This is a genomic window from Stenotrophomonas indicatrix (assembly GCF_050573115.1).
In the GTDB taxonomy this organism is placed as follows: domain Bacteria; phylum Pseudomonadota; class Gammaproteobacteria; order Xanthomonadales; family Xanthomonadaceae; genus Stenotrophomonas; species Stenotrophomonas lactitubi_A.
This window is the reverse complement of record NZ_JBNYZT010000006.1, coordinates 306654-324760: the sequence shown is the minus strand read 5'-3', so window position 1 is coordinate 324760 and position 18107 is coordinate 306654. Positions and strand designations below refer to the sequence as shown.

The window sequence follows — 18107 nt, the reverse complement described above, 5'->3', positions numbered from 1 at the left end:
GTTCATGAGGAGCCGGCCAGCGGCCGGCACTACCCACATCGGATGGGTTCATGAGGAGCCGGCCAGCGGCCGGCACTACCCACATCGGATGGGTTCATGAGGAGCCGGCCAGCGGCCGGCACTACCCACATCGGATGGGTTCATGAGGAGCCGGCCAGCGGCCGGCACTACCCGCATCGGGCGGAGTCGTGAGGAGCCGGCCAGCGGCCAGCACTACCCGCATCCGGTCGGGGTCATGAGGAGCCGGCAGGATTCATGCGGAGTCGGCTCCCGAAACAGAAAAGGCCGGCATTCGCCGGCCTTTTCCGTTCACCGCAGCACGCTGCGGATCATTCCGATTCCCACCACATCCAGAAGCTGTCCCACAGGCGCTTGAAGAAGCCGGCCTGCTCGACGGCAGCCACCGCCACCAGCGGCGCTTCGGCCACCAGCTTGCCATCCAGGGTGACCTTGACGGTGCCGATCTGCTGGCCGGCGGTGAACGGTGCTTCCAGGGTCTTGGGCACGTCGATGCTCGGCTTCAGGTCGTTGTAGCGACCGCGCGGCACGCTGACCAGCATCGGCTGGGCCACGCCCAGCTGCACCTTGTCGGTGGTGCCCTTCCAGACCTTGTGCTCGGCCACGGCCTTGCCCGGCTCGTACAGGCGGTGGGTTTCGAAGAAGCGGAAGCCCCAGTTCAACAGGGCCAGGCTGTCATCGGCGCGCTGCTTTTCCGACTCGCCGCCCAGCACCACCGCGACCAGACGCTGGTCACCGCGCTGGGCCGAGCTCATCAGGCAGTAGCCGGCCTCGGACGTGTGGCCGGTCTTGATGCCGTCCACGCTGCCATCGCGCCACAGCAGCAGGTTGCGGTTCGGCTGCTTGATGGTGCCGACCTGGAATTCCTTGATCTTGTTGTACGCGTAGGTTTCCGGGTAATCGCGCACCATCGCGCGGCCCAGCAGGGCCAGGTCGTAGGCGCTGCTGTGATGGCCCGGGGCGGTCAGGCCGTGGGCGTTCACGAAGTGCGAGTTCTTCATGCCGATCTTGGCGGCGTAGCTGTTCATCAGCGAAGCGAAGGCTTCTTCGCTGCCGGCCACGTGCTCGGCCAGGGCGATCGCGGCGTCATTGCCGGACTGGATCGCCATGCCCTTTTCCATGTCTTCCAGGCGTGCAGTCTGGTTGACCGGGAAGCCGCTGTAGCTGCCGTCGGTGCCGGCGCCACCTTCGCGCCAGGCGCGCTCGCTCATCATCACCTGGTCGTCGGGACGGACCTTGCCGTTCTTGACCTCGGCGGCGATCACGTAGGACGTCATCACCTTGGTGATGCTGGCCGGGGCCAGCTGTTCATTGACGTTCTCACCTGCCAGTACCTGGCCGGTGGCGTAGTCCATCAGCACCCAGGCCTTGGACACGCGGGGTGCGGGCGCCGGCGGCGTGGCCACGGTGGCGGGGGCAGCAGCAGCGGCAGGCGTCGGGGTGGCCGGGGTCGGCAGCGGCGTCTGGGCGGAGGCCAGGCCCACCACCAGGGTGGCGGCCAGGGCAGTGGCGGCGGAACGGAAATTCATGGGACAGCAGGCTCCAGGGGACGGCCGGAAAATGAAGGATGGGACAAGGTGGCCATTGTAAGGCCGGGGTGGCAAGGGCCGGCAGCACCGGCCCGGGCGGAATCAGTCCTTGACGATCTGTGGCGAGCCAAAGCCCAGACCCGAGATGCGCCCGGCAAGTTCCGCAGCGCTGGCATGGTCGCTGGCGGGTACACGCAGGCGCCACAGGGTACGACCACCGGCAGCGATGTCGCTGATGGTGGCACCGACGATGCCGGCGGCGTTGAGCTGGCCCATCGCCCGGTTGGCGTTGTCGCGGTTGGAGAAGCTGGCGACCTGCAGCATCACCGCGCCCACCACCTTCTGCGACAGGCTGGGGCTGCTGGTCGGGGCTGGGCTGCGTGGCACGGCGGCGGCCACGACCGGCGCGGCGGGACGCGGCGCGGGCGCACTGGGCGGCAGGCTGCTGACCGCCACCTCCGGCATCGTGCTGACGGCGGCCTGGGTGGTGGCAGGTTGGCCTCGCGTCGGCGCTCCATCGGCAGGCAAGCGGTTGACCAGGCGATCGATGTCACTGTCGGCGACCGCACGTGCGGCGGGTACCGGGCGCGCGCTGGCGACGGCAGCGGTGGCCGCAGCCGCTTCAGCAGCACGGCGCTCGCGGCGCGACGGCTTCTGCGCCATCAGGTTGGTTTCACCCGGTTGCACCGCGCGCACTTCCACGTTGCCGGTGCCGCGCTGGGTGATGCCCAGGCGCACAGCGGCGGCATAGCTGAGATCGACCACGCGACCATCGTGGAACGGACCACGATCATTGACGCGCACGATCACCGATTCGCCGTTGTCCAGGTTGGTCACGCGGGCGAAGCTGGGCAGCGGCAAGGTCTTGTGTGCAGCGGTGAACTGATACATGTCGTAGACCTCGCGGTTCGAGGTCAGGCGGCCATGGAACTTGGCGCCGTAGTACGAAGCAGTGCCACGCTCGACGTAGTTGCGGGTGTCGTCGAGCACCTTGTACTGCTTGCCCAGCACCACATAGGGCGATTTGTTGCCGATCGCCGAGCGGTCTTCATTGGTGACCAGCGGCTCGGGAATGCAGGCTACGTTGGGCACGTAACTGGGCGTGGTGTCTTTCACGCCGGGCTTGTACAGGCCGCCGGCGGTGTAGTTGCCACGGGTCGACATGTCCTCGGTGGCGGCCGCGTACGGCGAGCCCTCCGGACAATGCGCCGGACGCCCGCCCTTGCCCTGCACCACCGTGCCGGACGGCTTGCCGCCATGGCCGGCAGTCGCCGGCTTCTTCGGCGCGCTGCTGCAGGCGGCCAGCGCGAGGATGATCAATCCAGGGACCAGCCATCTGATGTTCATGCCGGGGGCAGCTCCTGTCCGGCAATGGCCTGCGACAACTGGAACACGGCCATCGCGTACATCTTCGAGAGGTTGTAACGGGTGATCGCGTAATAGTTCTGGAAGCCCAGCCAGTACTGCTTGCCGGCGCTGCCTTCAAGGGTGATGGGGGTGGCGGTGGCACCCGGCTGCACCGGTGCGCTCGGCTGGTAGCCGCGCTGGGCCAGATCGGCCAGCGACCAGGTGGGCATCCACTCGGTCGGATTGAATTCTTCGCGGCCAGCGGCCAGCGTGGCAGGCACGGCGACCTGACCGCCACGTACCCAACCGCCCTTCTTTACGAAGTAATTGGCGATGGAGGAGAACACGTCGTCGTAGCTGGTGAAGAGGTCACGGCGACCATCGCCATTGCCATCCACCGCGTAATCCAGATAGCTGGACGGCATGAACTGGCCCATGCCCATCGCGCCGGCATAGCTGCCTTTGAGCGTGGTGATGTCCAGCTTTTCCTCGCGGCCGAGCTCGAACAGCTTGGCCAGTTCATCGCGGAAGAACAGCTCGCGGCGCACTTCGCGTTCCAGCTTGGCCGGGTCGCCACTGCGCGGGTAATAGAAGGCCAGCGTATACAGCGCGTCGAGCACGCGATGGCTGCCGGCATTCTTTCCGTAGCTGGTTTCCACGCCGATGATCGCCACGATCACTTCAGCCGGTACACCGGTGCGCTGCTGCACACGGTCCAGTTCAGCGCGATGCTGGGCAAGAAACGCCTTGCCGCCATCGATACGCGCCTTGCTGATGAACATCGGCCGGTATTCGTTCCACGGCTTGACCCGCTCGGCCGGCCGCGACATGGCGGCGATGATCGGCTGGCGCACCTGCGCCTGGTCGAGCACGTTGCGGATCTCGTCAGGCTTCAGGCCGTAACGCTTGGCGGTGTCGGCAATGAATCTGGCGCGCGCGGTTTCGAACGGCACCGGGGTGAGATCGACCGGCGCAGCCGTAGCGGCTGCCGCTTCCGGCGCGGCTTCGGCCGGGCCCTGAGGCTTGGCCGCCGGGTGGCGCGGCGTACTGCTGGCCTGGGGCGAAGTCGGTGGGGACGTCGGCTGGGTCGCGCAGGCGACCAGGCCGAGGGTGAGCATGCAGGCCAGAGAACGTCGAATCATCACCGCAGGTTAGCAGGTCATGGATGAATTAAAACCCCTAACACCATGAATCACAACGATTTGCTCGCGTTCAGCGCGAAATGTGAAGGCGTTGTGATTGACCTGCCCCATTCAGGCAGAGGTTGCCGGTTGCGTCCCCATCCCCGCAGACGCAACCGGCCGCCGGACCCGGTCGGTACCTGCGCGGCTGCCGCTCCCCAGTGGCAGTGCTCCGCGCTCCTTGTACCTGTTGGATCAGTACTGCTTTCCCATCCGACGCCCCTCGCGCTGCATCAAAGACGGCGCGCCATGCCGAACGGGCCGCCATTGTGCAGGCCGATTGCGACAAGTCCATTGATCAGGATCAACGCGGCGTCAAAATGTGAATTGGCGCCCACTTTTTATGGAACTTCGTCGGCGGCCATGCTGCTATGCGGGGGTGTGGGAACGATTACAGAAACGTGCTTGCGCAGATTCATGCGCGCATCGGTGGCGAAGGTCGGCGAACGGCGCAGCCCCTCGTGGGTTTGGGTTGGTCGCGTAAAGCGCTGGCTTCCGGAGGGCTGGCCGGGCGGGGTAGGACGGGCGGGGACGCCGTGAACCCATCCCTGGGGGCTTAGCCACGCCATCCATGGCGCGGATACCCCGCCCGCCCCACCCCGCCCGGCCGCTGACAGATTTCCGCGCGGCCCACCCACGGAAAAGAAAAAAGAAGAGCAACAGCGGGTCGCTTCGCTCTGAGCCGAGCGCGGGCAACCGGCCATGCGGCTTTTGCTTTTGATCTTCTCTTTCTTCTTGCGTGGGTGGACGTACTCGGGAACTGTCAGGGGCCGGGCGGGTGGGCTGCGCAGGGGTGTCTGCGGCATGGATGCCGCGGACAAGCCCCCATGGATGGGTTCACGGCGCCCCCTGCACAGCCCACCCGCCCGGCCCAATCGATGAATCGCATTGAGCGGCCACCCACGAGGGGCTGCGCCGTTGGCTGGAAACCTACGCGTGTACCGGCCGATGCCCGCGCACCGCCATCACCAGGCCGATGCCAGCCAGCAACGACACCGCCGAGGTGCCGCCGTAGCTGATCAGCGGCATCGGAATGCCCACCACCGGCAGCAGGCCGGAAATCATCCCGCCGTTGACCAGCACGTACACGAAGAACGCCAGGCCCAGACTGCCGGCCAACAACCGCGCGTGCGTATCGCGTGCCTGCACCGCGATCGACAGGCAGCGCCCGACCACGAACAGATACAAGGCAAACACCGTCACCACGCCAATCCAACCGAATTCCTCGGCCAATACCGAGAACGCGAAATCGGTGGTGTACTCGGGCAGGAAATCCAACGTGGCCTGTGTGCCGTGGCCCCAGCCACGCCCCTGCATGCCACCGGAGCCGATGGCGATGCGCGATTGCAGGATGTTCCAACCGGTGCCCAAGGGATCGGCGGCCGGATCCAGGAAGGTCAGCACACGATTCTTCTGGTACTGCCGCAGCAGCCCGAACCACGCCAGCGGCGCAGCCACCGATACCGCAGTCAAGCCGGCCACCACCCAGCGCCACTGTAGCCCAGCCAGCAGCAACGCAAACACGCCGCTGGCCGTCACCAGAGTGGCAGTACCGAGGTTGGGCTGCATCAGGATCAGCACCGCTGGCACCCCGATCAGCACCGCTGCCGTCAGCACCGTGCGCGGCGATGGCGGCAGCGGCTGACGGTGCAGATACCAGGCCATCATCAACGGCAGGCTGAGTTTGAGCAGCTCCGAAGGTTGCAGATAGAACACGCCCAGGTTGAGCCAGCGTTGCCCGTATTTGCCGGTGCCGATCACATACACCGCCATCAGCGGCAGCATCGACAACGCATAGATGGCAGGCGTCCACGCGCGCAGGCGCAGCAGCGAGACCCGCGACAACAGCCACATCGCTACCAGGCCCATCGCAAAGCGCATCGCCTGCCCCGCCACCGGGCCGTTCACGCTGTGCAGCACCGCCAGGCCCACGCCCATCAGGATCAACAACGCGACCAGCAACGGCAGATCGATCGTGCGCACCGCCTCGCGGCAGCCGCCAAGCATTCGTTTCCATTTCACCCGTGGCACGGTAGCAACCGCCGCTTTCGCGAAGCTGTCAGCGCTGTTTGTCGCTATCGACACCTAGCGTGATGAGTGCCTTTGGCATCTGCATTTTCCGGGTTTCAAACAATTCTGATTGGAACGGCGAGGGTTCCCGTGCACATCATGTAGCGCCACCGACAACAGGTGGCACGGGACTCCAATCCCGAAGGACAGACAGTTGTTTACGCTTGCCGGCCGGCGTCGCCCTTTCCTTGTTGGGTGGCGTCGGCTGGCAATCCGTCCGTGCGTCTTTGGCGGGCGGTGCGTGGAGGGCCATGTGCCCGCCGGAACTGTCTGTCCCCGGTATTGGAGCCACGCATCGTCCGCCACCCTCGCATCCACGCGGGGTGGCCCTTGCCTACCGCACAAGGATGCCGCCATGTCTGCTTCCACCTACCCATACCTGTTCGCCACGCTGGGCGAAGCCGCCCACCAGCTGCCGGACGACATCGCCCGCGCGCTGGAAACCACGCTCACCGCAACGCAGGCCGCCAACGCGCCCGACGGCCCTACCCTGCTGGACTGCCTGCAGCGCATCCGCCAAGTGGAAGCAGCAGATGGTCAGCCGTGGCCACACAAGGGACGAACGCAGGCGCAGTGCATGGCGATGGCACGCATCGACCGCGCCAATTCCGGGCTGACCTTTCTGCTGGAACTGCTGCACGCCAGCGAACGCGTACGCGTGGACGGCGACGACGCGCAGCAACTGGGTGACGACGCCCGCGAAGGTCTGCTGCTGGCCTGCCGAGGCCTGTCGGAATACGTGGACGTGCAGCTACAGGCCGCGTAATGCGCACGCGCCTGTCAAAGAGCGAAGCGACCCGCTTCTGCTCTGTTTTTCTCTTTGCGTGGGTGGCCACCGCAGGAAACTGTCAGAGGCCGGGCGGGGTGGACTGCGCAGGGGCGTGAGCCGCATGGATGCGGCGACCGAGCTTACATGGACGTACTTGCAGCGCCCCCTGCGCAGTCCACCCCGCCCGGCCAACCACGGCTGCTGCTTTCAGCGCCCACCCACGAGGGGCTGCGCCGATGGCTGGAAACTACCCGTAACCGCCATGCACCGGATTGTGCCGCCGCACCGCCATCACCAACCCGAACCCCGCCAGCAACGACACCGCCGACGTACCGCCGTAACTGATCAGCGGCATCGGCACACCCACCACCGGCAGCAGGCCCGAGATCATCCCGCCGTTCACCAGCACATAGACGAAGAACGCCAGACCCGTGGCACCGGCCAGCAGGCGCGAGTACGAATCGCGCGACTGGCTGGCGATCCACAGGCAGCGCCCGATCACCACCAGATACAGCGTCAGCACCAGCGCCACGCCGATCCAGCCGAACTCCTCGCTCAGCACCGAGAACGCGAAGTCCGTGGTCTGCTCGGGAATGAAATTCAGGTGCGACTGCGAGCCTTCGCCCCAGCCCTTGCCATCGAAACCGCCTGAACCAATGGCGATCTTCGACTGGATGATGTTCCAGCCCGCGCCCAGCGCGTCCATCTCCGGGTCCAGGAACATCATGATGCGGTCCTTCTGGTACGGCCGCAGCAACCAGAACCAGGCGACGGGTGCCACCGCGGCCACACCGCCCACGCCCAGCCCCACCCACCACCACGGCAGGCCGGCCAGCAGCAGCACGAACACACCACTGGCGGCGATCAGCACCCCGGTGCCGAAGTCCGGCTGCAGCATCACCAGCCCGGTCGGCACGCCGATGATCACCATCGCCACCAGCACCGTGTTGAAGCGCGGTGGCAACGGCATTTTGTGCAGGTACCAGGCCACCATCATCGGCAGGCTGACCTTGAGCAGTTCGGCCGGCTGCAGGTAGAAGAACTTCAGGTCCAGCCACTGCCGGCCGTACTTGCCCGTGCCCAGCGCGAACACTGCCAGCAGCGGAATCATCGAGATGGCGTAGATCAGTGGCGTGGCCGAGCGGATGCGCAGGATCGGCACCCGCGAAATGCCCCACATCGCCGCCAGGCCCACGGCAAAACGCACGCCCTGCGCCATCACCAGGCCATCGCCGCCAGCACTCTTCAACGTCGCCAGGCCGATCACCATCAGCGCGCCCAGCGCCAGGCACAACACCCAGTCCAGGCTGCTGAAGAACCGCTGCAGCATTTCGGCGGCCCAGCGCAGGAACTCCTTCATCGCGCAGCCTCCGCACCGGGGGTCGGGCGCGTGCCGGCCGGCAGGGTTGCCGCAGAAGGCGCACCGGGTGCAGGTGCCGGCAGAGGCTCCGGCGCAGGAACACCGATCAGCACCGGATGCTCGGCCAACTGTGCGGCAGCGATATCGCCGGCCTGGCGTGCGCCCACGTCTTCGTTGTCGAAGGCAGTGGCGCCGATGGCGGTGGTACCGCGCTCGCTGTCCAGCGGCTGCATGCCTTCAGGCATCTTGCCCAACAACCAGGCATCGAAGATCTTGCGCGCGATCGGTGCGGCCGCCGCGCCGCCGTAACCGCCACCTTCCACGGCGATGGCCAGCGCGATCACCGGCTGCTCGGCCGGCGCGAAGCCGACGAACAGCGCACGGTGGCGCAGGTGCATCGGCAGGCTTCTTGGATTGACCGCGGCCGTGCCCTTGCGGCTGACGACCTGCGCGGTACCGGTCTTGCCGGCCATCGTGTACGGCGCACCGGCGGCCATGCGTGCTGCGCTGCCGCCGGGAAGCATGGTGGCCATCATGCCTTCGCGCACCGCCTGCAGGTTGTTCGGGTTGGGGCTGACCGGCTTGCTCTGGCCGGGCTCCGTCTGCACCCAGTCACTGTCGAAACCTGCACGCTGCTGCATCACCAGATGCGGCGTGCGCAGCTGGCCATTGGCCAGGCCGCTGACACCACGGGCCAGCTGCAGGGGCGTGACCTTCCAATCGCCCTGGCCGATACTGATGTTCACCGTGTCGCCGGGATACCAGGCTTCCTTGCGGCTTTTCCGCTTGTAGGCCGGCGACGGCAGGATGCCGGAAATCTCGCCGGTCAGATCGATGCCGGTCGGCTGGCCGAAGCCGTAGTACTCCATGTAATGGTCGAACCGCTCGATGCCCAGGTCCAATGCCAGCCGGTAGTAGTACGTATTGACCGACTGCGCGATGGACTTGCGCAGATCGGTCCAGCCGTGACCACCGCGGTGCGAGTCACCCCAGCCACGCGAGGTGCCCGGCAGATAGAACATGCCGGTCGACAGCACCTTGTCTTCCGGGCGGCGAACGCCCGAATCGAGACCGGCCAGGCCGATCAACGGCTTCAGGGTCGAACCGGGAGCGACGCCACCGAGCACCAGGCGATTGAACTGCGGGCGCGACGGGTTGTCGTTCAGCGCCTTGAAATCCGCATGCGAGATGCCGTTGACGAACAGGTTCGGGTCGTAGGACGGCAGGCTGACCATCGCCAGCACTTCACCGGTACGCGGATCCATCGCCACCGCCGAGCCTTCCTGCTCACCGAAGGCAGCCACCATCGCCCGCTGCAGGTCGGCGTCGATCGACAGCCTCAGGTCGGCGCCGGATTGTGCGGCGACACGGCCGATGGTGCGGATCGCGCGGCCCTGCACGTTGGTCTCGACCTGCTCGTAGCCGACCTTGCCGCGCAGCTCCTGCTCGTAATAACGCTCCAGGCCGGACTTGCCGATATGGGTCAGCGCGGCATTGCCTTCGCCGAGGATCTCCAGATCCTTGTCGTCGACCCGGCCGACGTAGCCGATGATGTGCGCGAACAGGTCGCCATAGGGATAGCGACGGGTCAGGTACGGTTCCAGCTCGACGCCGGGAAAGCGCCAGCGGTCCACGGCGAAGCGCGCCATTTCCTCATCGCTCATGCGCAGCTTCAGCGTGACCGGCAGGAACTTGCGGCGCGCCTTGCGCGACTTGTTGAACGCCTCCAGCTCTTCCGGGCTGATCTGGATGATCTTCGCCAGCCCTTCCAGGGTGGCATCCATGTCCTTGACCTTGTCCGGGGTGACATCCAGGCGGAACGCCGGCACGTTCTCGGCCAGCAACCGACCGTTGCGGTCATAGATCATGCCGCGCCCGGGCACTACCGGCCGCGGCTTGATGCGGTTGGCTTCGGATCGGGTGGCGTAGATGTCGTGGTCCAACACCTGCAGCTTGAAGTACCAGCCGCCCAGGCCCAGCAGGCAGACCAGCACGCCGAAGAAGCCCAACGCCGCGCGGCGCCGGAACTGTTCGGCTTCGGCGTGCGGATTCTTGACCTGGCGGCGCGGCAGCATGGCTCAGCGCCCGCGCTTGCCGAAGCGCACGGCGTCCAGCAGCACGAACACCAGCGGCCACAGGCCCATGCCGAGCAGCGGTGCCCACCAGTACGACCATGGCAGGGTCGGCTCGCCTACCAGGATGTGTACCAGCGCGCTGACGATGCGGTCGTTGAACAGCAGGCCGCCGATGGCCAGCATCTGCTGCGACATCGGGAAGAAGCGGATGCGCGCGCGGAAGCGCTGCAGGATGAAGGCCAGCATCACCAGCCGCAGCGCCTGCTCGCCCAGCACACCGCCATACAGGAGGTCGGCGACGACGCCACTGGCGAAGGCGATACCGAGACCGACGCGCTCGGGCGCTTCGATCACCCAGTACGCCAGCACCAGTGCCAGCCAATACGGACGCAGCGGCTGCAGCAGCGCCGGCAACGGCAGCAGGCCCAGCAGCAGGGCCACCACCACGCTTGCCGGCAGCACCCAGCGGTTGTCGCGAAGGCGGCTCATGGTTGCGCCTCCGGTGTGGCCGGCTGAGGTTGCCGGCCAGCGGCCGGCACTACCGGAGAGGTTTGCGTCGCCGAAGGTGTGGGGGCAGCCGGCCTCGTCGCAGACGCGGACGGCTGCCGGCCAGCGGCCGGCACTACCGGGGTGGGCTGCGTCGCTGCAGGCGCGGTGCCGGTCGGCAGCGCGGTGGCATCGGCCGGTCCACCGGGAGCGCCCTGCTCCATCTGCAGGCGCAGGTTCGGCGGGATGCGGATCGCTGCGCCGGGGCGCAGCAGAAGCACGTCGCGGCCGCGATCAAGCTGCGCGGCCGGTTTCAATTCGCCCACCAGGAAGGCATGGGTGTCGTCCGGGCGCAGCCCGGTGATGGTGCCGACCGGGAATCCCGCCGGGAAGCGACCGCCAAGACCGGAGGTGACGATCTCATCGCCCACCTCCACGCCGGCACTGAGCGGGATGTCGCGCAGTTCCAGCTTGTCGCCGCGGCCGTAGACGATCAGGCGCACGCCGTTGCGGGCCACGGTCACCGGCACCGCGTGGTCGGGGTCGGTCAGCAACAGCACGGTGGAGCTGCCCGCGGTCACGTTGATCACCTGGCCCATCAGGCCGCCGGAATCGATCACCGCCTGGCCGACGTGCACGCCTTCGCGGCTGCCGGCGTCCAGCACCAGGCGCTGTTTGACCGGGTCGAGGTCGATGTCCAGGATCGGCGCCAGCTGTACGTCCAGGCCACTGCGCTCGGCCACATTCAACAGTTCGCGCAGCTGGGCGTTGTCCAGCGCGGCGGTCTGCAGACGGGTCAGGCGCGCGTTGGCCAGCAGCAGCTGGTTGCGCAGCTCGCGATTCTCGGTCACCAGCTGGCCGTGGCTGGCGGCGGTGTCGCGCACCTGACCACCGAGTTTGCCGGGCAGACCAGCCAGAGCCCACACCGGCTGCACCAGGCTGTTGGCCTGCTCGCGCAGACGCGCCAGCCAGCCGGCCTGGTCGTCGAGGACGATCAAGGTGATTGCCAGTGCGAGATAGGCCAGCAGCCGCAGCGGGCTGGCGGCATCACCGGATCGGGAAGCGACGGGAGGTCCGGCGTAGGGCGGCACGGCAGCGATTCAACTGGCAGAAGGCGGAAGGGAAACACGCGGGCGCCCCGCCGGTGCCGACCCGCCGATGTGGCGGGCCGCACCCCGGAGGGGCGCTGCGGGCGCAGGCAGCCGGGACGGCTTATTCCGGCGCAAAGAACTCGTTGCCGTGCATGTCGACCAGTTCCAGCGCACGACCGCCACCGCGGGCCACGCAGGTCAGCGGGTCGTCAGCTACCTGCACGTGCAGACCGGTCTCCTCGGAAATCAGGCGGTCCATGTCGCGCAGCAGGGCACCACCACCGGTCAGCACGATGCCGCGCTCGGCGACGTCGGCGCACAGTTCCGGCGGGGTCTGTTCCAGTGCCAGCTTGACCGCACTGACAATGCCCGACAGCGGCTCGTGCAGCGCTTCAAGCACTTCGTTGGAGCTGATCTTGATCATCTTCGGCACGCCCTCGGCGAGGTTGCGGCCGGAGATTTCCATCTCGATCGCTTCCGCCTGCGGGTAGGCACAGCCCAGTTCGACCTTGATGCGCTCAGCGGTGGCTTCACCGATCAGCATGCCGTGGTTGCGGCGCACGTAGTTGGTGATCGATTCGTCGAAGCGGTCGCCGCCGATGCGTACCGAGGCGGAATAGACGATGCCGTTGAGCGAGATCACCGCCACTTCCGTGGTGCCGCCGCCGATGTCGATGACCATCGAGCCACGGGCCTCGGTGACCGGCATGCCGGCGCCGATCGCGGCGGCCATCGGCTCTTCGATCAGGAACACGTCACGGGCGCCGGCTTCCTCGGCCGATTCCTTGATGGCGCGGCGCTCGACCTGGGTCGAGCCGGCCGGAACGCAGACCAGCACGCGCGGGCTCGGGCGCAGGAAGCGCGACTTGTGCACCTTCTTGATGAAGTGCTTGAGCATCGCTTCGGTGTAGGTGAAATCGGCGATGACGCCGTCTTTCATCGGGCGGATGGTGGTGATGTGGCCCGGGGTACGGCCGAGCATCTGCTTGGCCTCGGCGCCAACGGCTGCCACCGACCGGGTACCACCAATGGCGCGATCCTGGCGCACAGCGACCACGGACGGCTCGTTCAGCACGATTCCCTGCCCACGCACATAGATGAGGGTGTTGGCCGTGCCCAGGTCGATGGACAGGTCATTGGAGAACATGCCGCGCAGTTTCTTGAACATCTGGGAGTTGATCCTGAGGGGTGTCGCGCCCAACGCGGGATGGCGAAAAAATGGGCAGAAATCGAGGTCGACAAGCCTAGCAACCTGCCTGCCGCCGAGCAAGGAGAAAACTAGCTGAACCCGCGCCTTCACAGGCTTTCGGCCTGATCGGGCATCACCCGGTTCTGGCCCTGAGCGGCACCAGCGGGTAACCTTTGCGCCGTCGGGCGCCCAAGGGCGCCGTTTGCTTGCCTGCCGAAGTGGGCCGGCCCATCCCAAAATTCACCGCATAGGCTTACATCGATGTCCGCTCTGATCTGTGGTTCTCTTGCCTTCGACACCATCATGGTGTTCCCGGACCAGTTCAAGAATCACATCCTGCCGGACAAGGTGCACATCCTGAACGTGTCGTTCCTGGTGCCGCGCATGCGCCGCGAGTTCGGCGGCTGCGCCGGCAACATCGCCTACAACCTGCACCTGCTGGGTGGCGACCCGATCCCGATGGGCACGGTGGGTTCGGACTTCGGCCCGTACCGCGAGCACTTCGATGCCCTGGGCATCGACCTCACCCGCGTGCGCGTGATCGATGAGCTGTTCACCCCGCAGGCGTTCATCACCACCGACCACGACAACAACCAGATCACCGCCTTCCACCCGGGCGCGATGATGCGTTCCTATGAGAACCACGTGCGCGACGTGCCGGACGTCAGCCTGGGCCTGGTCGGCCCGGACGGCCGCGAAGGCATGATCCAGAACGCACTGGAATTCCACGAAGACGGCGTGCCGTTCATCTTCGATCCGGGCCAGGCGATGCCGCTGTTCAACGGCCCGGAACTGCGCGAGTTCATCGAGCAGGCCGATTACGTGGTGGTCAACGACTATGAGTCGAACCTGCTGCAGGAACGCACCGGCTGGAACGAAAAAGAGATCGTCAGCCGGGTCAAGGCCTACATCACCACCCGCGGCCCGAAGGGCGCGGTGATCCACACCCCGGAAAAGACCTACGACATCCCGCCGGCGCACGAGCGCCGCGTGGTCGACCCGACCGGCTGTGGCGACGCCTTCCGCGCCGGCCTGATCTACGGCATCCAGAAGGGCTTCGACTGGCTGACCATCGGCCGCATGGGCAACCTGATGGGCGCACTGAAGGTCGAGCACCCGGGCACCCAGAACCAGCGCTTCACCTTCGATGAGTTCAACGAGCAGTTCAAGCAGCAGTTTGGTTACGCGCTGAGCGTGTAACCAAACTGCCCGCGCAACTGACGGGAGCTTTTCGCCCGATGCGTTGTGGGGAACGCCTCTGGTAGGTGTCGACCTTGGTCGACACTGCCGGCCAGCGGCCGGCACCGCACCGCCCTGCCCTTCCAGCTCAGGGCTTGGCCTTCTCCGGCAAGCGGTACAGCTCTTTTTCATAGGCCAGCGTGCCCCACATCGCGTAGGCATGTGCGCGCCGTGCCAGTTCCGGCCGCAGCGGCTGCGGCTGCAACTGGTCGCTGGCCGGGTCGTAGCGGAAGCCCTGCGCGGGCTTGTCCGGCTGCAGGATGGCCACATCGTTGCCCTCCATCCACGCCAGATTGCGGTCGTACTGCATCAGCGCGCGTCCCGGCTGCAGCCGCTGCAGGTCGGTCAGGTCCTGTCCCACCGTCGGGGTCGGATCGGCAATGCCCAGCAGCGACAGCAGGGTCGGCGGCAGATCGATCTGACTGACGATGCGGGTATCGCGGCGCGCCTCGATGCCGCCGCCGAGGATCAACCCGGGAATATGGAAGTTGCCGATCGGCACCATGTTCTTGCCGAACACCCGCGAATCATGGTCAGCCACCACCAGGAACACGGTGTCCTCCCAGTACGGTGAGGCCATCACCTTGCGGAAGAACTCGCCCAGCGCGTAGTCGGCGTACTTGGCAGCGTTGTCGCGGGTCTGTTTCGGCTGCTCGTACAGGTCGATGCGGCCGTCCGGGAACTCGAACGGATCGTGGTTGCTGGAGGTGAACACCAGGCCGAAGAACGGCTTGCCCTGCGCTTTCAGCTGCCGGAACTGCTGGTCGGCCTGGCCGAACAGGTCTTCATCCGACGCACCCCAGGAGCCGACAAATGCCGGCTTGCGGTAATCCTTGCGGTCCACGATGCGGTTGAAGCCGTTGGCGAGGAAGAACTCGCGCATGTTGTCGAAGTGGCTTTCGCCGCCGTAATAGAAGCCGGTGTCGTAGCCATGCCGCCCCAGCACATCGGCCAGGGTGAAAAAGCGCTGGCGGCTGGCGGGCAGCTTGACCACCGATTCGGCCGGCGTCGGCGGGAACCCGGTCAGTACCGCCTCGATGCCGCGTACCGAACGCGTGCCGGTCGCATACAGACGCTCGAACGCCCAGCCCTGTCTGCTCAGCCGGTCGTAGTTGGGCGACAACGGCCGCCCGCCGAGACTGCCGATGAACTGCGCGCCCAGGCTTTCTTCCAGCACGATCACCAGATTGCGCGGCTTGCCCTGGTACTGCGGCGGACGCAGCGCCAGGCTCGGCAACGCGTCGGAGACATACGCCGATGCCGGCAGGCCGCTGCTGGCGCGCAGCTCGCTGACCACCTCGGCCAGCGGCAGGTCACCATAGACGCGCGAGGTTTCGCTGCGGGTCGCCAGCTGCCGCGCGGCATAGCCGACGGTGTACAGCGAGTTCAGCGGCAAGGCGTTGATGGTCGGGTCGGTGGAGAACGCCACCAGTGCCGGGTTCAAGGGCCGATGACCCAGGCTGGAACGCACGCCCAGCGCCGCCAGCAGCAGCACCAGGAACGCCAACGGCAGCCGCCACAGCCATCCGGCTTCGACTGCGACCGTTGGGCTGCTCCCGACCCAGCGCCGCGACCCACGCAGCAGCGCCCAGAACAGCACGATCACCGCGGTGACTTCAATCACCACGGCCAACAGATGGCCGCGCAGCAGCGTCATCCCGACTTCTTCGGGATAGATCAGATATTCCAGGAACAGGCGATTGGGGCGCAGGCCGTACTCGGCCATGAAGCTTGGTGTGGCCAGCTCCATGAACACCAGCAGCACGCTGGCCAGGATCAGCCACCACCGCAGCACCTGCCGCCAGGCACGGCCCAGGCGTCCGTCGACCGGCAACAGCAGCGCCAGCACCGCCGGGATGCCGTACAGCAGGCACAGGGTCGACACATCCACCCGCAGCCCCTGCAGGAACACCGTGGCCCAGCCCTCAGCGGCACTGACGCGCGCGGCATGCCACAGCGCCAACCCCAGTCGCGACAACGACAGGGCGACCAGGCCAAACAGGAAGAAGGCGGCAATCGGACACAGACGCCGGTACAGCGACACCCACACAGCTCGGAGCATGAAAGGAATCCAGAAATGGAGCCAAGGACACCCATGCCCCATCCTTGGCAGCGGGCCACACCGGACAACGTGTTACCCGACACAACCACCAGCGCAGCGAAACCACCCGCCGGCACCTTCAACGCCCACCGCGGCTTCGATCAGGCCGCGGCCTTGAGCGGCGACGGTTCCCCAACCGCCCCCGCTTCACCCCCGGCCGGACAGTCGAAGAACGTCCAGCCGGCCTCGCACAATACACTGTGATGACAGTCGGCAGTTGGCCGTGGGCGCCCCCCTGGCCCCTGCCACAGCGCAGAGGGCGCCACGCTAGCCTCGCCAGCGCTCCAGCACCGCCCCGCAATCGGCCAGGTGCCAACAGGCCATGCCTGGCCACGGGTTGTCCGGCGCATTGACCAGCAGCGTGCGGCTGCCTGCCGCGCGGCCGCATTCCAGATCGAAGCGGTAGTCGCCCACCATCACTACCTGCGAAGGCTCCACCTGCCAACGCCGCAGGAAGTACTGCAACCCGGCGGGGGACGGCTTCGGTTCGGCCTCGTCGCGGCCGATGATGTCGTCTTCGGCAAATACGTCGCCCAGCCCGATCGCCTGCAGGGTGACCTGCGCCAGGCTGCGCACGTTGCGGGTCAGGATGCCCAGCCGGCAGCCGGTGCCTTGCAGCGCGCGCACCAGCGCCACCGCCCCCGTCGCTGGCTGGGACGCAGCGGCCAAATCACGCTCGTGCGCCAGCAGCCAGGCATGCTTGGCGCTGGCCTCGGCGGCCGGCAACCCGGCCAGGTGGGTGAGGATGTCATCCTCCTGCGGAATCGCCAGTTCGCGCTTGATCCGCGCGAAATCATGCACCGCCACGGTCAGCGTGCCATCCATGTCGAACACCCAGTGGCGGATCGTCGACAGTGCCGGCGCAGCCACCCGTGCATCCATGGTCAATGCCACCACGCCGGCATGCGGCTGGCATCCACGCCACCGGTCTCGAACACGGCCGTGCGCGTGCCACCGGCCTTGACCGGGAATTCGATGCTGATCGACTTGCCTTTGGCCGCCAGCTTCCACAGCGCCTTCTGGTCGGTGATGAACATGGCGATCGCCTCGTCGGTCTTCGGCCGCCATGCCGCCATGGAGATCGGCTTGCCATCGTCCACCGTGACCTTCACTGTGCACTGCGGGCAGCGGAAATCGCCGGCCTGCAGCACCAGGTAGGCATGACGCTTCCATTCGGGATGGTCGCGGAACACCAGCTGCACCGGCTTGGCGCCGCTGCCATCCACATCCACCCGCTCCTTGCTGAAGATCTGTGCCGACACCTGGTTGCCCTTGCTGCCGACCGGAATCTGGTTGTACTGCCACAGCCCCTGCATGCGGCGCAGGTCGCGCGCGGCGTCGCCCTTGGCCTTGACCTCATCGAAGCCGGCAGCGATGCGCTCGGCGGCGGCGGTGTCCTTGTACTGGTCCAGCAGCGAGGCGCCATGCAGGCGCGCGCGTTCCCAGTCCTGCGCGGCCACGGCCATGTCGTACTGTTTGGCAACGTCTTCGGCCTTGGCTTCCTTCTGCGCCTGCACGGCGGCAGCGGCGGCCTCCTGCGCCTTGCGTTCTTCCTCGGGGTTGCTGCAGGCGGCCAGGGCCAGGGTGCAGGCGGTGAGCAGGATCAGTCGTTTCATGGCGGAGTCCTTTACGGGTGCATCCCGATTCTATCG

Annotated in this window: 14 protein-coding genes; 2 read left to right on the top strand and 12 right to left on the bottom strand. The window is 66.7% G+C overall.

Features of this window, described 5'->3' with window-relative positions; translation table 11 throughout:
- Nucleotides 1-329: 329 nt before the first annotated feature.
- The 4 genes from ACQ5SA_RS15960 to rodA (ACQ5SA_RS15945) all read right to left on the bottom strand — a co-directional run bounded on the left by ACQ5SA_RS15960 (nucleotide 330) and on the right by rodA (ACQ5SA_RS15945) (nucleotide 6082).
- Entirely contained in the window at nucleotides 330-1547 is a 1218-nt protein-coding gene (locus ACQ5SA_RS15960) for a D-alanyl-D-alanine carboxypeptidase family protein (protein ID WP_499314914.1), read from the bottom strand.
- A gap of 102 nt (nucleotides 1548-1649) precedes the next feature.
- On the bottom strand, nucleotides 1650-2894 hold the full coding sequence (locus tag ACQ5SA_RS15955) for a septal ring lytic transglycosylase RlpA family protein (protein WP_499314913.1): 1245 nt from the start codon (nucleotides 2892-2894) through the stop codon (nucleotides 1650-1652).
- The gene (gene mltB, locus ACQ5SA_RS15950) at nucleotides 2891-4036 is read right to left on the bottom strand and encodes a lytic murein transglycosylase B (protein WP_230113386.1); all 1146 of its coding nucleotides are present in this window, start codon (nucleotides 4034-4036) and stop codon (nucleotides 2891-2893) included. The genes ACQ5SA_RS15955 and mltB overlap by 4 nt, the downstream gene beginning before the upstream one ends.
- Before the next feature lie 969 nt (nucleotides 4037-5005).
- Nucleotides 5006-6082 (bottom strand): rod shape-determining protein RodA, encoded by a 1077-nt coding sequence (rodA, locus tag ACQ5SA_RS15945; RefSeq protein ID WP_230113391.1) that lies wholly within the window; start codon nucleotides 6080-6082, stop codon nucleotides 5006-5008.
- A 418-nt stretch (nucleotides 6083-6500) separates the two neighbouring features.
- Between rodA (ACQ5SA_RS15945) and ACQ5SA_RS15940 the strand changes: the two genes are divergently transcribed.
- Nucleotides 6501-6911, top strand: a complete 411-nt coding sequence (locus ACQ5SA_RS15940; RefSeq protein WP_499314912.1) for a hypothetical protein — start codon at nucleotides 6501-6503, stop codon at nucleotides 6909-6911.
- A gap of 250 nt (nucleotides 6912-7161) precedes the next feature.
- Here the strand turns inward: ACQ5SA_RS15940 and rodA (ACQ5SA_RS15935) are convergent, their stop codons facing one another.
- The 5 genes from rodA (ACQ5SA_RS15935) to ACQ5SA_RS15915 form a co-directional block, all read right to left on the bottom strand.
- Nucleotides 7162-8274 (bottom strand): rod shape-determining protein RodA, encoded by a 1113-nt coding sequence (gene rodA, locus ACQ5SA_RS15935; protein ID WP_230112572.1) that lies wholly within the window; start codon nucleotides 8272-8274, stop codon nucleotides 7162-7164.
- Nucleotides 8271-10349: a penicillin-binding protein 2 gene (gene mrdA / locus ACQ5SA_RS15930; protein ID WP_499314911.1), complete on the bottom strand. Its 2079-nt coding sequence runs from the start codon at nucleotides 10347-10349 to the stop codon at nucleotides 8271-8273. Before mrdA ends, rodA (ACQ5SA_RS15935) begins: the two co-directional genes overlap by 4 nt.
- 3 nt (nucleotides 10350-10352) lie before the next feature.
- A complete protein-coding gene (gene mreD / locus ACQ5SA_RS15925; RefSeq protein ID WP_089236951.1) occupies nucleotides 10353-10838 on the bottom strand; it encodes a rod shape-determining protein MreD in 486 nt (161 codons plus the stop codon).
- Nucleotides 10835-11926 (bottom strand): rod shape-determining protein MreC, encoded by a 1092-nt coding sequence (gene mreC, locus ACQ5SA_RS15920; RefSeq protein WP_230112570.1) that lies wholly within the window; start codon nucleotides 11924-11926, stop codon nucleotides 10835-10837. The genes mreD and mreC overlap by 4 nt, the downstream gene beginning before the upstream one ends.
- 121 nt (nucleotides 11927-12047) lie before the next feature.
- A complete protein-coding gene (locus ACQ5SA_RS15915; RefSeq protein ID WP_025877255.1) occupies nucleotides 12048-13094 on the bottom strand; it encodes a rod shape-determining protein in 1047 nt (348 codons plus the stop codon).
- 282 nt (nucleotides 13095-13376) lie between these two features.
- Between ACQ5SA_RS15915 and ACQ5SA_RS15910 the strand changes: the two genes are divergently transcribed.
- Nucleotides 13377-14315 carry a carbohydrate kinase family protein gene (locus ACQ5SA_RS15910; protein ID WP_499314909.1) on the top strand — a complete coding sequence of 313 codons (939 nt, stop codon included), beginning with the start codon at nucleotides 13377-13379 and terminating at the stop codon, nucleotides 14313-14315.
- A gap of 127 nt (nucleotides 14316-14442) precedes the next feature.
- Here the strand turns inward: ACQ5SA_RS15910 and ACQ5SA_RS15905 are convergent, their stop codons facing one another.
- The 3 genes from ACQ5SA_RS15905 to ACQ5SA_RS15895 all read right to left on the bottom strand — a co-directional run bounded on the left by ACQ5SA_RS15905 (nucleotide 14443) and on the right by ACQ5SA_RS15895 (nucleotide 18071).
- Nucleotides 14443-16416, bottom strand: a complete 1974-nt coding sequence (locus ACQ5SA_RS15905) for an LTA synthase family protein (RefSeq protein WP_499314907.1) — start codon at nucleotides 16414-16416, stop codon at nucleotides 14443-14445.
- A gap of 306 nt (nucleotides 16417-16722) precedes the next feature.
- Nucleotides 16723-17337: an HAD family hydrolase gene (locus tag ACQ5SA_RS15900; RefSeq protein ID WP_353099473.1), complete on the bottom strand. Its 615-nt coding sequence runs from the start codon at nucleotides 17335-17337 to the stop codon at nucleotides 16723-16725.
- Between the two features lie 2 nt (nucleotides 17338-17339).
- Complete coding sequence (locus tag ACQ5SA_RS15895) at nucleotides 17340-18071, bottom strand: hypothetical protein (RefSeq protein ID WP_499314905.1); 732 nt, start codon at nucleotides 18069-18071, stop codon at nucleotides 17340-17342.
- Nucleotides 18072-18107: the final 36 nt, after the last annotated feature.

What these genes read in the sequence shown, in the direction of transcription:
- ACQ5SA_RS15940 (WP_499314912.1), top strand. Translation starts at nt 6,501, where the DNA reads ATGTCTGCTTCCACCTACCCATACCTGTTCGCCACGCTGGGCGAAGCC.
- rodA (WP_230112572.1), bottom strand. Translation starts at nt 8,274, where the DNA reads ATGAAGGAGTTCCTGCGCTGGGCCGCCGAAATGCTGCAGCGGTTCTTC.
- mrdA (WP_499314911.1), bottom strand. Translation starts at nt 10,349, where the DNA reads ATGCTGCCGCGCCGCCAGGTCAAGAATCCGCACGCCGAAGCCGAACAG.
- ACQ5SA_RS15900 (WP_353099473.1), bottom strand. Translation starts at nt 17,337, where the DNA reads ATGGATGCACGGGTGGCTGCGCCGGCACTGTCGACGATCCGCCACTGG.
- ACQ5SA_RS15955 (WP_499314913.1), bottom strand. Translation starts at nt 2,894, where the DNA reads ATGAACATCAGATGGCTGGTCCCTGGATTGATCATCCTCGCGCTGGCC.
- mreD (WP_089236951.1), bottom strand. Translation starts at nt 10,838, where the DNA reads ATGAGCCGCCTTCGCGACAACCGCTGGGTGCTGCCGGCAAGCGTGGTG.
- mltB (WP_230113386.1), bottom strand. Translation starts at nt 4,036, where the DNA reads ATGATTCGACGTTCTCTGGCCTGCATGCTCACCCTCGGCCTGGTCGCC.
- ACQ5SA_RS15915 (WP_025877255.1), bottom strand. Translation starts at nt 13,094, where the DNA reads ATGTTCAAGAAACTGCGCGGCATGTTCTCCAATGACCTGTCCATCGAC.
- ACQ5SA_RS15910 (WP_499314909.1), top strand. Translation starts at nt 13,377, where the DNA reads ATGTCCGCTCTGATCTGTGGTTCTCTTGCCTTCGACACCATCATGGTG.
- ACQ5SA_RS15895 (WP_499314905.1), bottom strand. Translation starts at nt 18,071, where the DNA reads ATGAAACGACTGATCCTGCTCACCGCCTGCACCCTGGCCCTGGCCGCC.
- ACQ5SA_RS15960 (WP_499314914.1), bottom strand. Translation starts at nt 1,547, where the DNA reads ATGAATTTCCGTTCCGCCGCCACTGCCCTGGCCGCCACCCTGGTGGTG.
- rodA (WP_230113391.1), bottom strand. Translation starts at nt 6,082, where the DNA reads ATGCTTGGCGGCTGCCGCGAGGCGGTGCGCACGATCGATCTGCCGTTG.
- ACQ5SA_RS15905 (WP_499314907.1), bottom strand. Translation starts at nt 16,416, where the DNA reads ATGCTCCGAGCTGTGTGGGTGTCGCTGTACCGGCGTCTGTGTCCGATT.